This is a genomic window from Streptomyces sp. NBC_00659, assembly GCF_036226925.1.
In the GTDB taxonomy this organism is placed as follows: domain Bacteria; phylum Actinomycetota; class Actinomycetes; order Streptomycetales; family Streptomycetaceae; genus Streptomyces.
Map to the genome: position 1 here is coordinate 4,486,865 of NZ_CP109031.1, position 14,245 is coordinate 4,501,109.

General features: G+C 72.4%; 12 protein-coding genes. 5 read left to right on the forward strand and 7 right to left on the reverse strand.

The genetic code is table 11. The features are described 5' to 3' along the window. Positions 1-205 precede the first annotated feature (205 nt). The 4 genes from OG410_RS19370 to OG410_RS19385 all read right to left on the reverse strand — a co-directional run bounded on the left by OG410_RS19370 (position 206) and on the right by OG410_RS19385 (position 7,180). Positions 206-1,135 carry a hypothetical protein gene (locus OG410_RS19370; RefSeq protein WP_329300341.1) on the reverse strand — a complete coding sequence of 310 codons (930 nt, stop codon included), beginning with the start codon at positions 1,133-1,135 and terminating at the stop codon, positions 206-208. A 267-nt stretch (positions 1,136-1,402) separates the two neighbouring features. Further along, positions 1,403-2,200 carry a hypothetical protein gene (locus OG410_RS19375; protein ID WP_329300342.1) on the reverse strand — a complete coding sequence of 266 codons (798 nt, stop codon included), beginning with the start codon at positions 2,198-2,200 and terminating at the stop codon, positions 1,403-1,405. A 330-nt stretch (positions 2,201-2,530) separates the two neighbouring features. Beyond that, on the reverse strand, positions 2,531-5,692 hold the full coding sequence (locus OG410_RS19380; RefSeq protein WP_329300343.1) for a sacsin N-terminal ATP-binding-like domain-containing protein: 3,162 nt from the start codon (positions 5,690-5,692) through the stop codon (positions 2,531-2,533). A 561-nt stretch (positions 5,693-6,253) separates the two neighbouring features. After that, complete coding sequence (locus tag OG410_RS19385) at positions 6,254-7,180, reverse strand: DUF3027 domain-containing protein (RefSeq protein ID WP_326787087.1); 927 nt, start codon at positions 7,178-7,180, stop codon at positions 6,254-6,256. Between the two features lie 422 nt (positions 7,181-7,602). On the opposite strand from OG410_RS19385, the gene OG410_RS19390 reads away from it, so the two are divergent. The 4 genes from OG410_RS19390 to OG410_RS19405 all read left to right on the forward strand — a co-directional run bounded on the left by OG410_RS19390 (position 7,603) and on the right by OG410_RS19405 (position 11,181). Continuing rightward, positions 7,603-9,027 (forward strand): MFS transporter, encoded by a 1,425-nt coding sequence (locus tag OG410_RS19390; RefSeq protein WP_329300344.1) that lies wholly within the window; start codon positions 7,603-7,605, stop codon positions 9,025-9,027. A 75-nt stretch (positions 9,028-9,102) separates the two neighbouring features. After that, entirely contained in the window at positions 9,103-9,609 is a 507-nt protein-coding gene (locus OG410_RS19395; RefSeq protein WP_329300345.1) for a DUF2771 domain-containing protein, read from the forward strand. Between the two features lie 26 nt (positions 9,610-9,635). Continuing rightward, positions 9,636-10,334 carry a futalosine hydrolase gene (locus OG410_RS19400; RefSeq protein ID WP_329300347.1) on the forward strand — a complete coding sequence of 233 codons (699 nt, stop codon included), beginning with the start codon at positions 9,636-9,638 and terminating at the stop codon, positions 10,332-10,334. After that, positions 10,318-11,181, forward strand: coding sequence for a 1,4-dihydroxy-6-naphthoate synthase (locus OG410_RS19405; RefSeq protein WP_329300348.1), 864 nt, complete (start codon positions 10,318-10,320; stop codon positions 11,179-11,181). The genes OG410_RS19400 and OG410_RS19405 overlap by 17 nt, the downstream gene beginning before the upstream one ends. 69 nt (positions 11,182-11,250) lie before the next feature. On the opposite strand, the gene OG410_RS19410 is transcribed toward OG410_RS19405, so the two are convergent. Beyond that, positions 11,251-11,634: a cold-shock protein gene (locus OG410_RS19410; RefSeq protein ID WP_329300349.1), complete on the reverse strand. Its 384-nt coding sequence runs from the start codon at positions 11,632-11,634 to the stop codon at positions 11,251-11,253. 197 nt (positions 11,635-11,831) lie between these two features. Between OG410_RS19410 and OG410_RS19415 the strand changes: the two genes are divergently transcribed. After that, positions 11,832-12,083, forward strand: a complete 252-nt coding sequence (locus OG410_RS19415) for a hypothetical protein (RefSeq protein WP_329300350.1) — start codon at positions 11,832-11,834, stop codon at positions 12,081-12,083. A 131-nt stretch (positions 12,084-12,214) separates the two neighbouring features. Here the strand turns inward: OG410_RS19415 and OG410_RS19420 are convergent, their stop codons facing one another. Next, positions 12,215-12,835 carry an HAD family hydrolase gene (locus tag OG410_RS19420; RefSeq protein ID WP_329300351.1) on the reverse strand — a complete coding sequence of 207 codons (621 nt, stop codon included), beginning with the start codon at positions 12,833-12,835 and terminating at the stop codon, positions 12,215-12,217. Between the two features lie 267 nt (positions 12,836-13,102). Continuing rightward, the gene (locus OG410_RS19425; RefSeq protein WP_329300352.1) at positions 13,103-14,107 is read right to left on the reverse strand and encodes a hypothetical protein; all 1,005 of its coding nucleotides are present in this window, start codon (positions 14,105-14,107) and stop codon (positions 13,103-13,105) included. Between the last annotated feature and the right edge of the window lie 138 nt (positions 14,108-14,245).

The following is a 14,245-nucleotide window of genomic DNA, read 5'->3' on the forward strand; positions in this document are numbered from 1 at the left end:
TCTGATGACCCGGAAGAGAAGATCGCTCAGGACCACCAATAGTTGTACGCCGGATGAATTTTTTTCTGCGGCCGTACGAGCGGGCAGGGACAGACAGGAATCCCCGGCCCGAGGAGGGCCGGGGATTCAGGTCGGATCAGGTGACCGGGTCACGCGACGGGATCACGGGACCGGATCAGGTGCGACCGCAGGCGGCGATCAGGTGCTACCGCACGTCGACGTAGTCACCCGCGGCGCTGACGGCCGGGGTGGTCGCGGTGCCCGCGAAGCTGTAGCGGAAGTAACCGTCGACGGTGGCCTTCGTGGTGGTCTTCAGGTTGCCGTGGCTGTCCGTCTTGATGGTCTTGACGGTGGTGTAGGTGCTGCTGTTCTTCTTGCGGAACTGCAGCTTCACCGACTGGCCCGTGTAGCCGTAGTAGTCGTGCAGCTCCCAGTTCGCGCGGGTGAGCTTGCCGGTGACCGTGACGGTCTTGCCCTTCTTCACCGGCTCCGGCGCGGCGTCGACCCTCAGCTTGGAGTAGCGCTGGAGCTTGCTGGTGGTGAGCGCGTCCTGGTCGATGTAGCCGACCTTGCTCAGGTCGGCGTCGTCGTCGCTCGGGTCGACCCCGTTGAAGGCGACCGCGAGGCCCATGGCCTTCCACGTGGTGGCGTCGGCGTTGACCAGTTCGTCGCCCGGGTAGATGTCGATGGTGCTCTTGCAGGTGGCGGTGGTCGACGAGGTGACGGAGCAGGACGGGAAGTCGTCACCGACCAGGACGCCGACCGGCTCGTCGAAGGAGCCGCGGTAGAGCTCGACGTCCAGGAAGAAGTCGTCGGCGGTGATGTCGACGGAGGCGCCGTGCTTGACGCTGAAGGTGACCGGGACGGTGACCTGGTTGGCGATACCGGCCACGATCGGCTTGCCGTTGTTGACCTTCACGTTCGAGAAGGAGAGGTCGAGGGCGTAGGGAGTGCCGGTGGTGGCGCCCGTGGATCCGGTGTACGCGGCCTTGCCCGAGGCGCTGCGGGCGGCATCCTGCACCTTGGCGATGTCCGCGCGGTGGTCGGTGGAGCCGGCGGCGTGGGCGCCCGGCGCGACGAAGGCGGAGAGAGCCAGGGCGCCGGAGACGGCGGCCACGGTGGCACGAAGACGCATGCGATCCCCCAGTGAAGACAGGGCCCGGTTGTGGTCGTTCCTCACGGCTCGCGGTCACAGGGGCCCAGGTGATGGCGGAGTCTGATGACTCGTTGGGAAAGATCGCCGGGGTGCTCGAATGGTTGCACGAGAGATGAAATCTTTGTGCGGTCCATACGGAGATCGGGACGGAGATCGGGACAAACAGAAATCCCCGGCCTAAAGGCCGGGGATTTCCGGTGACATCAGGTGGTACCGCGCGTTCAGGCGGTACCGCGTGTTCAGGTGTTACTGCACGTCGACGTAGTCGCCCCCGGCGCTGACGGCCGGGGTGGTCGTGGTGCCCGCGAAGCTGTAGCGGAAGTAACCGTCGGCGGTGGCCGTCGTGGTCGTCTTCAGGTTGCCGGAGCTGTCCGTCTTGACCGTCTTGAGCGTGGTGTAGGTGGTGCTGCCCTTCTTGCGGAACTGCAGCTTCACCGACTGGCCCGTGTAGCCCTGGTACTTGGCGTTGTCCCAGTTCGCGCGGGTCAGGGCGCCGGTGACCGTGACGGTCTTGCCCTTCTTGACCGGCTCGGGGGCGGCGTTGACCGTCAGCTTGGACAGACGCTGGACGTTCTTGGTGCCCAGGTCGCCCTGCCACTTGTCGTTGCCGCTGTCGTCGATGGCGAGCGCGCCGACCTTCCAGGCACCGGCCTGGGCGTCGGTCAGATCCACCTCGGCGGAGCCGGCCGGACGGAACTCGATCTTGGCCGTGCACTTGGCCACCGTGGAGGAGGAGGCGGTGCAGGTGCCGGGCTCGTCGCCGAAGACGACGTCGGTCGGCGAGGTGACCGAGGTGCCGCGGTAGAGCATCGGGCCGCTCGCGAAGGAGCTCAGGCTGACGCTGGAGGGGTGCGTCACCGTGTAGGTCGCGCTGATCGTGACCTGCGCGGAGGCGCCGACCACGATGTTCTTACCACTGTTGATCACGACGCTGGAGAAGGTGACGCCGGACACCGAGTTGCCTGCGGCCTGCGCGGCCGGCACGGCGAGAGCGGAGAGGGCCAGGGCGCCGGTGACGGCGGCCACGGTGGCTCGTATGCGCATGGGGTTCCCCAAGTGGAGAAAGGGGGTCCCGGCGGTGGTCGTTCCTCACGGCTCGTCGTCGGCACGGGACCCAAGTGATCGATGAGTCTGCTGACTCAAGAGATGAGATTAGTGAGGGGTGGGACTGGTTGTACGGGCGGGGTGAAGGAGTCGCAGTTTTTAGGTTCGCGTTACGCGGGGATGGCGAAACCCAGAGCACAGCCCGGCCCCGGAATTCCCGGGACCGGGCGAAACGCGCCGTCCGAAATACGGCGGAACCCGACCGGCCCGACCGCCCGGTCCGCCGTGAACAGTCGGCCGGGACGATCGGTCGGACCAGCGGTCACGGGGTCAGTCGAACCAGCGGTCCCGGGCCAGCTCCTCCGTGCGGGACGGGTCCTCGAGCAGGGCGGCCACCTCGAAGCGGCGCGGCCACTGGCCCGCCGACCAGGCGAGCCCGGCGGCGACACCCTCCAGGGTGGCGGCGTGCAGCACCCCGTCCCGGCTCCGGCGCCAGTCGAGTTCGGTTCCGTCGACCACGAGCTCCTCGTGCTCGACGTACGAAGCGGGGGTCGCGGGGCCCAGCAGGACCCGTACGGACTCCGGTACGTCGTGCTCGGTGCCCTCCGAGGTCACCTCGCCGGTGACGGACTCACTGAGCCGCCGCACCTGGAACAGCTCGGCGAGCTCCGCGGCCCGTGACGGCGGCACCGGCAGCAGCGGCACCCCGTCGGTGAACGCCAGGAGATCCGGTGAGTCCACGACCATCGCGTCGGCCGCGTCCACGACCTTCACCTCGCCGTCCACGACCGCCCGCAGCTCGTCCGGCAGGGTCACGCGCTCGGGGTCGAGATCGGCCAACGCGCTGTACAGGGCGTGCAGTTGGGCTCCGGAGACCCGGCGTCCGGGGTCGGCGAGCCGGTCGAGCAGTTCGGCCGCGCCGCCCGGCTCGTCGAGCAGGGCTGCCACGGACGTACGGACACCGAGCGCCCGCAGGACCTGCTCGTCGTCGAAGCCGGTCGCGTCGGCCTCGTCGTACAGGCCGCGCAGCAGCGGATCGCCGCCGGAGGCCAGTAGACCGGCCGGCCTGCGCCCGTCGAGCACCGGATGCCCGCGCAGCCACCACGCCGTGTACGGGCGGACGATCTCGTGCGTGCCGTCCGGAAGCAGGACGCGCACCTGCTGGATGATCGCGTCCCGCAGCGGCGGCTGGGCGAGCAGCGCCAAGGCCTCCGGCCACCGGTCGTCGTCCACCAGGTCCAGATCCCGTACGGCCACGATCTCGGTGGCGACGGGCGGCACCGGCGAGTCGGGCAGCCGGTCCAGGACGTCCTCGCACCACACGTCCACCGCGTCCAGCAGCCCCGCGTCGTCGGGTTCGGCGAAGTCCCCTTCGCGCGGCTCCAGTTCGTCCGGATCGAGGACGACGTCGGTGGCCCGCACCAGGGCGAAGCCGGCCAGCACGCCGCAGGCCGCGAGGGGCTGCTCGCCCCAGCGGTCGGCGAGCTCGGCGTCGACGAGGGCGAGTTCGTCCTCGCGCATGATCCGGGCGAACGGGCTGCCGGGAAGGACGAGTTCACCGGCGGGCACGAGCTCACCCTCCTCGTCCGGCAGGGCGAGAGCACCGAGCCAGGGCTCGTCGCCGGGTTCGAGCGCGGCGTCACGGACCAGCGCGAGAACGGTGTCCGCGAGCTCCTCCGCGTCCAGGGTGTCCTCGTCCCACGCCCCGCCCTCGTCGTCGAGCGAGGCGGCCACCGCGGCCCGCACCTGCGGGGTGGTGAGCACCGCGCGGGCCGAGGCCGGGAGAGCGCCCAGCTTCTCCAGCAGGGGGTGGGCCGCGTCCGGGTGCGCGACCTTGAGGCCGAGCCGGGCGAGCGTGCCGGGGGCCACCAGGGACCCCTCGGCGGTGGGCAGCAGGATCTGGCGGGGCCCGATCGTCGTACGGCCGTCGGCCAGCGGCACCGGCAGTCCCGACAGCCGGTCCGGGTCCACCCCGGCGAGGCTGTCGTACAGGCGGTACCACCACTCCGGGTCCTTCTCCAGGCCGGCCAGCCGGTCCACGGCCTCGGTGAGCGGCACCCGGGCGACGCCCAGCGTGCGCAGCTCCACCCGCCGTTCGAGCCCGGCCGGCAGCAGGCCGGTCAGCACCTCCGCGAGCACCCGGACGGTCTCGGCGCCCGCGCCCTCCACCACCTCGGCGTCGCGCGGCCGCAGGGCGGCGGGGTTCTCCGCGGGGCTGCTCCCGGGCCAGTCCTCGGGGGCGTCGACGTCCGGCAGCCGGGCCGGCGGGGTGGCGGGCGGCAGGAACGCGGTGCGCGGCAGCCGGTCCAGGATCGCCCGGCGCAGCGCTCCGTCGAGTTCGCCCTTGCCGAGCGGGCCGGGCACCAGGTCGATGATCCCGGTGTCCACCGGCCGCCAGTCGGCGAGGAGTTCGGCGTAGGCGTCGGCCGCGCGCTCCACCAGGAAGTCGGTCAGCGGGCCGGGGGCCGCGTGACGCCGGGTGGTGTCGAGGGGGAGCGAGGCGATGAGGAGCGCCGGGACGCCGAGGGCTTCGTCGCTCGGTGTCGGCGCGTGCACGACGGGGCTGGTCCTCGGGCGGGCCGGGGATCCCTCCGGGTCGACCGGGACGGCCCAGGTCACGGACCAGTGCGGGCGCAGCCGCTCCTCGACCGGGCGGCCGGCGAGCAGGGCGGGGTCGAGGGGGCCGTGCGCCGCGACGGTGCGGTAGCGGGTGGTGCCGTCGCGGGAGTCGTCGATGAGGGCGCCGTGCTCGGCGGCGGTCCGGCGCAGGGTGCGGATCTCCGCGTCGCCGATCTCCACCACCACTTCCTCCAGGCCGGGAAGGGCCAGCAGGAGGGCGTCGTCGATGGTCCGCAGGAGGCGCTCGGCGAGATCCTCCGCGGCGGTGTCGCGCAGCGGCATGATCACGGCGGTGTCGTACGGGTCCGGGGCGGTGCCCTCGGCCGCGAACGGCAGCCTCAGCAGCGGCACATGGCCGTCCCGTCGGCGGATCTCGTCGCCGAGACCGGGGCTGTCCGCAGCGATGCCGGCGGCGAGGTCGTGGGCCTCGGCGAGCGCCCAGCGGACGCCGCCGTGCCGGCCGACGACGGCGGGCTCGTCGGTGACGGCGAGGACCGCGGCGAAGCCGACGCCGAAGCGGCCCACGGCGGTGTCGTGCGCGTCCCGCTTCGCGGAGGCCCTGAGGGTGGCGAGGGACTCGACGCCGGCCGCGTCGAGGGGGGCGCCGGTGTTGGCCGCCACCAGGACGCCGTCGCGGAGCGTGAGACGCAGCCGTCCCGGGGTGCCCGCGCGGGCCGAGGCGTCCGCGGCGTTCTGGGCGAGTTCCACGACGAGCCGGTCGCGGTACCCGCCGAGGACCAGGTCCTCCTCGGCGTTGGCGTCCTCGCGGAACCTGGCCGGGCTGGTCGCCCAGGCGTCCAGTACTCCGCGGCGCAGGCGGGCCGTGCCGAACGGGTCCGCACCCTCGGCAGCAGGCCGCACGAACTTACTCACGGGTTCACTCTCCCTCTAGCCTGGCGCGACCGCGAATGCTGCACCGGGTCGCGGCTTGAAGGTACCGCGCGCTGTCCCCCGCTCCGGGCGGGGTCCGCGTGCCGGTTCGCTGCGCTGGCGTCTGCGGGTCTCGGTCCGGTTCGGTGGGGGGGCGGCGCCGTGCCGGTACATCCGCCCGTCGCCGTTGGATCAGACGTGAGTTTTCCGGGGAGCCGCTGCTCGATCCGAACGTAAGCGACGGGCATCCGATGTACCGGCACGGCCCCTCACGCCGGATCCCGGCTGCGGGTGCGAGATCCGGTCCGTACGGACCACTTTTGGCTGCGGGGGCAAGATCCAGCCCCTCCGGCGTTTGAGGAGCGGGGTCTGGGGCGGAGCCCCAGGTACGGGACGGGTAGGGGCGGAGGGGGCGAGAGAAGGCTGGGGGTACACCCGGCTGGGGGTACACCCGTGCCGGGAACGGTGAGAGCACCGGTTCCTGGCCCCGGGACCAGTGAAAAGCACCGGTTCCAGGCCCCGGGGCCAGTGAAAAGCACTGGTCCCCCCGGACCCGGGTGAAACCTACGAGTGGCCCAGTTCCGCCGTGGATTCGTCCGTGGTGGCCGGCACCGAGCCCGAGTCGGGGGACGGTCGGAGCGGGAAGGGGTCGACCTGGGTCTCGTCGATCACCGGAAGCGGCGGCCGCGGAGGCGTCGGCATGACCGCCGCCTCGGAGTGCCCACCGCACCCGTACGCGAGAGACACCACACGCCCGTCCGCCGGCGAGAACTCATTCGCACAGACACCGAACGCCTGTCCGAGCGAGCCCCCGATACGGTTCAGGAAGCCACAGCTCACGCACGTCGCGGGCGCGGCCTGCGCCATCGCCGTCTTGGCGCCGTACGAGTCCTCCCAGCGGTCGGCCGCGACATGCAGCCCGTACCGGGAGAGCACCCGGGCCCGGCGCAGCCCCAGTTCCTCGGCCACGGCGGCGATCGAGCCCCGGCGCGGAGCCATCGGCAGGTTCGCGGGCGTTCCCGCGGTCACCTCCGCGTCCTCCGCCTCCACCAGCTCGGCCATGTCCTCGGAGACCGCGGAGTTCGGCGCGGGCTCGTCCTCGCCGGAGTAGCCCGGCTCCAGCCGCAGATCCTCGGCGTCCGTGGGGAGCAGGTCCCCCGGTCCCATGTCGCCGGGGCGGAGCCGCTCGCTCCACGGCACCCACTCGGGGGCCAGCAGAGCGTCCGTGCCGGGCAGCAGAACCGTCTCGTCAAGAGTGACGATCTTCGCCCGGGAGGCGCGGGCCACGGTCGACGCCCAGCGCCAGCCGCGGTACCCGGGTTCCTTGCACTCGAAGTAGTGCGTGACAACGCGGTCCCCCTCGGAGACCAGCCCGAGGTGCTCGCCGACGACGCCGGGGTACGCGGCTTCCTCGGCGGCCGCGCGGGCGAGATCGACGGCCTCTGCGCACAGGCGGTCAGGGGTGCGGCTTCGCGTTGTCGCTGCGCTCACAGGTATCGCTTCTCTCCTACGCCGTCTCACGGGTGCGCCATTCCTCCGGCGGGGGTGCGGACGGAGCGGACCGGTGGGCCGCGTCGACGTCCGCGCCCGATCGCACTCGGGCGCACCTACGCCATCCATTCTGCGGGATGGCCGAGAGGCGCGCGGCCGAGAACAATCGCCGCAGGCGCGTTACGCACGCTACCTTCTCCTGGCCCCTGGGCCCACACCGGCGGCCGTCTTCGGCGCTCCGCGCCGGGATCTTCGCCGCTCCACGGCTCCCGGACCCGGCCGCTCCGCAGCCCGTTCCCCGCCGCTCCACGTCAGAAGTTTCCCATCCGCCCACCCGTCTCGCCCAGTCCGATGGGCCCCACTCGGCACCCATACGCGCGGTAACCGCACTACGCACCCCGAAGTCGGGGCACTATGGCGGAGTGGCGTCCGCAAGGTCACCCCAGGGAGCAACCGGTGTCGGTGGCTCCAAGGGGAACAACCGAAGTGGCGGATCGGGCCGGGTGACCGGATCCGTCCGTGCGGTGGGTCGTGCCCTGCACTTCCCGGTGACACGGACCGCCCGCGGCATCCGCAAGGCGACGCACGCGCACGGAGCGGGCGAGTCCGGCCTCGGGAAACTGATCGAACTGCACGCGGTGAACGGCGCGGGCGACGTCATGATCACGGTGGCTCTGGCGTCCACCGTGTTCTTCTCCGTGCCGACCGACGAGGCCCGCGGAAGAGTCGCCCTCTACCTGGGCATCACCATGGCGCCCTTCGCCGTCCTGGCCCCCGTGATCGGCCCGCTGCTCGACCGTCTGCCGCACGGCCGGCGGGCCGCGATGGCGGGCTCGATGCTCGCTCGGGCCATGCTCGCCCTGATGCTGTCGGGCGCGGTCGTCACCGGCACCTTCGAGCTGTATCCCGCCGCGCTCGGCGTGCTCGTCGCCTCCAAGGCGTACGGCGTGGTGCGCAGCGCCGTCGTACCCCGGCTGCTGCCACCCACGTTCTCCCTGGTCAAGGCGAACTCCCGCGTCACTCTGGGCGGGCTCCTGGCCACCGGTGTGGCCGGGCCGATCGCCGTCCTGCTCCATTCGCTGGGGGCGCGCTATCCGCTCTACGGCGCCTTCACGATCTTCATCGCGGGCACGTTCCTGTCGTTCTCGCTGCCGCCCAAGGTCGACTCCGCCAAGGGCGAGGACACGGCGCTGCTCGCCGCCGACCCCGACCATCTGCACGGCCCGCGCCTGAAGAAACCCCCGCGCCCCGGGCTGCGGACCGTGGGGACGGCCGTCACCCACGCTCTGGGCGCCAACGCCTCACTGCGCTGTCTGTCCGGCTTCCTGATCTTCTTCCTCGCCTTCCTGCTGCGCGAGAGCCCGCTCACCGGCAAGACCGCCGCGGTCTCGCTCGGCCTGGTGGTCGTCTCGGCGGGAGTGGGCAACGCGATCGGCACGGCCGTCGGCGCCTGGCTGAAGCAGCGCTCCCCGGAGATCATCATCGTGACGGTGGTGGCGGTCGTGCTGGCCACCGCGATCACGGCGGCGCTCTTCTTCGGCACCCTGATGGTGGCGTGCCTCGCGGCGATCGCCGGCTTCGCCCAGGCCCTCGCCAAACTGTCCCTGGACGCCCTGATCCAGCGAGACGTCCCCGAACTTGTCCGGAATTCGGCCTTCGCACGCTCCGAGACGCTGCTCCAGATGGCCTGGGTGCTCGGCGGAGCCGTCGGTATCGCGATGCCGCTCAACGGCCCGCTCGGCCTCTCGGTGGCGGCCGGGATCGTGGCCGTGGGGTGGCTGACGACCGTGCGGGGACTGCTCCAGGTGGCACGGCGCGGCGGATCGGCCCGCGGTCACGTCTCCTGAGCCGCGCGGGGGCCACACACGGCACGCCGCACCCCACGTGGGGGCACCGGTGGGCCTGCCCGATAGCCTTCGGTCATGACCTCCCTGCCCCGCGGCAGAGCCGCTAATGGACAACGCGCAGCGCGCCGTCGCCGCGCCGTCGCCACGGTCGGCGCCGTTTCCGCCGGACTCCTCGTCCTGTCCGCCTGTGACAAACCGACCCCGATGGCCACCGTCACGGTCGGCGACAAGTCGGTGAGCTCCGAGGCCGACTGCTACAACGACGGCGACGCCCTGAAGGCCACGGACCTGTCGGGCTGCCTGCGGTCCAAGGACATCAAGTCCATCACCGTCGACCCCGACGCGACCGTGCGGTTCGGCGTGGACCCGGACATCGCGGACAAAGGCTGGACGCTCCTGATGAACGGGCAGCAGCTGCTGCCCGAAACCACCAAGAAGACGTACCTGACGATTCCGGGCAGCGTCTTCTTCAACCAGCAGTACGGCGCCACCGGCAGCTCGACGCTCGTCTCCATCAAGGAGGGCAAGGCGACGGCCACCGGCCTGTGGTCCTTCAAGTTCAAGAAGGACACGGACAACTGATCGCCGCCGCCGGGCCGAGTGTGCTCGTGGCCACCGCCGTCCCCGCGGAGCGGGAAGCGGTGGCCGCGGCGTCGTCCGGCACGGCGCGGGAGATACGGCTCCCGGGGGCGACGCTCCACCGGACCGGCGGGCACGATCTGCTCGCCGCCGGTGTCGGCCCCGCGCTCGCCGCCGCCTCCGTCTCCGCCGCACTGACCGCCGCCGCCCTAGGCGGCACTCCCTACCGCCTCGTCGTCTGCGCGGGGATCGCCGGCGGCTTCCAGCCCGGCGCGCCCGTGGGATCGCTCGTGGTCGCCGACGACATCGTCGCGGCGGACCTGGGCGCCGAGGCGCCGGAGGGCTTCCTGCCGGTCACCGAGCTCGGCTTCGGGACCGTCAGCCACCGGCCCCCGAAATCACTCGTCCGAGAAGCCGCGGCCGTCACCGCCGCCCTCGTCGGAACAGTCCTCACGGTGTCGACCGTGACCGGCAGCGCCGCACGTGCCGCCGAACTGCGTGCCCGGCACCCGCGTGCCCTCGCCGAGGCGATGGAGGGCTTCGGGGTCGCCGAGGCCGCCGCCGCCCACGGTGTGCCGGTGCTGGAGATCCGCGCGGTGTCCAATCCCGTCGGCCCGCGGGACCGCGCCGCGTGGCGCATCGGCGACGCCCTCGCGGCCCTCACGGGCGCCTTCGGGAAGCTGGGGCCCCTGCTGGAGAGTTGGAACCCTCATGAGCACACCGACTGAATCCGCCGAAGCCCTGCGGATCGCCTACTCGCCCTGTCCGAACGACACCTTCGTCTTCGACGCCTGGGCACACGGCCGCGTCCCCGGCGCGCCCTCCCTCGACGTGACCTTCGCGGACATCGACATCACCAACGGCATGGCCGAGCGCGGCGAGTTCGACGTGCTGAAGGTGTCGTACGCCGTGCTGCCGTACGTCCTCGACGACTACGCGCTGCTGCCGTGCGGCGGCGCGCTGGGGCGGGGCTGCGGGCCGCTGGTGCTGACGAAGGAGGCCGGCACCGACTTGACGGGCCGCACGGTCGCCGTGCCGAGCGAGCGGTCGACGGCGTATCTGCTGTTCCGGCTGTGGGCGGCGGACACGGTTCCCGGCGGGGTCGGCGAGATCGTGGTCATGCCGTTCCACGAGATCATGCCGGCCGTGCGGGACGGGAAGGTCGACGCGGGACTCGTCATCCACGAGGCGCGTTTCACGTACCAGAACTACGGGCTGCACAAGCTCGCCGACATGGGCGAGCACTGGGAGCACACCACGGGGCTGCCGATCCCGCTGGGCGCGATCATCGCCAGGCGGTCGCTGGGGGCCGAGCGGCTCCTGGAGCTCGCCGAGGCCGCCCGCGCCTCGGTCCGCGCCGCCTGGGACGACCCCGAGGCCTCCCGCCCCTACGTCCTGGAGCACGCTCAGGAAATGGACCCGGGCGTCGCGGACCAGCACATCGGCCTGTACGTCAACGAGTTCACGGCCGATCTGGGCGAGCCCGGATACGCGGCGGTCCGCGGGCTGCTCACGCGTGCGGCGGCCGAGGGGCTGGTACCGCCCCTCGGACCGGACGCGCTGGCGTTTCCCTGATGCCCGGCTCCCGCTCCGGAACCGGCCGGGTCCCTCAGGAACCCGGCGGCTCCGGCCGCTGACGGCCGGTCATACGTCGAGCTGGTCGGCGACCGCGCGCAGCAGGCCCGCGATCTTCTTGCCGGAGGTCTTGTCGGGGTAGCGGCCCTGTTCCAGGGTGGGCGTGATGTTCTCGAGGAGGGTCGTCAGGTCCTGCACGATGGACGCCAGTTCATCCGGTTTGCGGCGCTGGGCGGCCGCGACCGAGGGAGTCGGGTCCAAAAGGGTCACCGAGAGGGCCTGATCGCCGCGCTGACCGGCGACGACGCCGAACTCGACACGCTGGCCGGGCTTGAGGGCGTCTACTCCGGCGGGCAGGACCGAGGAATGGACGAAGACGTCGCCGCCGTCGTCGCGGGAGAGAAAGCCGAAGCCCTTCTCAGTGTTGAACCACTTGACTTTGCCGGTGGGCACGTCTGTCCTCGTCCTCGTACTCGTCGGAAACTTCTCTGGGAACGTCTCGGGCGGTTGCAGGGGCAACTGCCCGGGAAACGCCTCTGGATAGCACTACAGCGGGTCAGCCGACCCGCCGGTACCAAGGCTAATGGTCCGTCGGCTCGTGACAAGACGTCGCTGGATTGTTCCTTCGCGCAGGGAACTACCCTGGTGGAGTGCGTGACAAAACCCAAGTGAATTCCCCCGAAGCCGGTGACAGGCTGATCCGTGCCGGTGCCATCGTGTTCTTCGTCGGAGCATTGGCCACTCTGGTCACCGTGGCCCCGCTGTTGCTCGGTACGAAACCTTTTCCGTTCTACATGTTCGGCTTGAGCATGCTCATGGGTGCCGGATTCCTGCTGGCCGGCGCGGGCGTGCTCCAGTCCGCCGCGCAGGGCCGCCGCCGGGCCCGCGCCGCCCGTTCCTGACGGCGGTCGTCCCGACGGTCGGTCCCGACGGTCGGCGGTCCTGAGGCCGCCGGTCCTGAGGCCGCCGGTCCTGAGGGCGGTCTCCCTGGCGGCGGCTGTTCCTGTGGGCCGGGGCCGGGTTCGGCGTGCCCTCAGCGGTGGTTCTCCAGCCACGCCGGGAACTCCGTGAGGTCGCCGAGGACGACATCCGCGCCCGCCGCGCGCAGTTCCTCGGCGTCGCACGGCCCGGTCGCCACGGCCACGCTGTACGCCCGCGCGGTGCGCGCTCCGCGTACGTCGCCGATGTGGTCGCCCACGTACACGCTCGCGCCGTGCTCGCGCAGCGCGACCGCCTTCTGTTCGGCCCACAGGCCCCCGACGACGTCGTCCGCGTCGATGCCGAGGTGGTCCAGGTGCAGCCTGGCGTTGGGCTCCCACTTCGCGGTCACGACGACGGCGCGCCCGCCGGCCGCCCGCACCGCTGTGACGGCCTCGCGCGCGCCGGGCATCGCGAGCGAGCCGGTGATCGCGTGCTCGGGGTACATCGCGCGGTAGATGTCGGCCATCGCCGGTATGTCCTCGGCCGGGAACCAGTGGGCGAGTTCCTCCTCCAGCGGGGGCCCGAGACGCGTGACCACGAGATCGGAGTCGATGTACGTCCCGGTCCGTGCCGCCATCGCCTCGAAGCAGGCGTGGATCCCGGGGCGGGAGTCGATCAGGGTCATGTCGAGGTCGAAGCCGACGGTCAGCGCTGGTGAGGTCATATGGGCCATTGTGCCCAGGTCGCCGGGGAACCGGTCCAGGCCTTTTCGCGCGGGCGCCTCGGGGTGCGCGCCTCTGGGTGCGGGTCCGGGGCGGGTGCGGGTCCGGGTGCGGGTCCGGGAAGGCCTCACGGGGCTCCGGAGGGCCTCTCCCGGGCGCCGGGCCCGCGTCGCTGCCTCTCCCGGACGCCGGTCCCGCGTCGCCGTCTCTCCCCCACCCCGCTCCCGGGCGCCCGGGAGCACGTCTCTCGCGGGCGCCTTCCGGAGCCGTGCCGGGCGTCAGCGGTTTCGCTGGGAGCGCCAGACCAGGTACAGGGCCGAGGCGATCGCCGCGCCGCGGACGACGAAGGGCCAGGTCTGGGTCATCGCCTCGTTCATGTGGCCCTCGGCGACGGGCGTGCCCCAGCGGCCGTCCGAACGGCCCCAGAGCCAGACGATGCCGGCCGCGGCGGACAGGCCCGGCAGGACGAGGACGGCCCATTTCGACTCCGCCCGGGTCAGCCGGCGCGAGCCGTAGGCGATCAGCCAGCCGAGGCCGAGCGCGAACCAGTTGCCGAGGACCGCGCCGGCGACGAGGAGGGCGGCGGCGAGCAGGAGCAGCGGGTTGGTGTAGCCGCCGAGGCGCGGGAGGAGACGACGGGGCAGGCGGCGCAGGGCGCCGGCCCCGGCGGGCGGCTCGTCCTCGGGGGCCGGTGCCGTCTCCTCGGCCGGGTGCGCCTCGTCCGCGGGCCCGCCGTCCTTGTCCCCCGGGGGCGGCTTGAGCAGCTCGGGGATCTCCACGCCGCCGACGAACCCGGGCACGCTGTCGCCGAGCCCGAAGGGGCTGCCGGTGGCACGCCACCAGTCGGGCCGCGTCGCGCTGTCGCCCAGTTCGGACGCGCTCGCCAGATGGGGCGGGGACGGCGCGTCGGCCCCGGCGCTCTCGGCGGGCTCCCGGGCCGGGCGGGGGCGGGGGACGACGCGGCGCAGTCCCTTGGGGCGCGCCTCCGGTTCGGCGGCGGCACGCTGGGACGGCACGGCGGCCCAGGTCCGGGTGCCGGCCTCGGTGCCTCCGGTGCCCCCTCCGGCCGCCGCGACGATCGCGTCGGGGGTGCCGAGGCGGTCGAGGATGCGGCGGACCGCGGCGGGGGTGTCGGCGATGGCTCCGGCCCGGCGGCGGCCGATCTCCTCGCGCAGTTCCGTGACCAGCCGCATGCGGGTGGCCGACGGCAACTGCCGCTGCTGGGCCAGGTCGCCGACCCGGCTCAGGTAGTCGAAGACCAGCTGGTCGCTCTCGATCCCCACGAAGTCCCCTCCGGGGCGGGTGCGTTGGATACCCCGTGGGGACGAAGGTACCGGTTTCCGGCGCGCGAAAGCGTCCGCTCCGGGGCTCGGCCTGCCGTACGACGTCCGCCGGCCCGGGAGATCGCGTGGCCTCCTGAC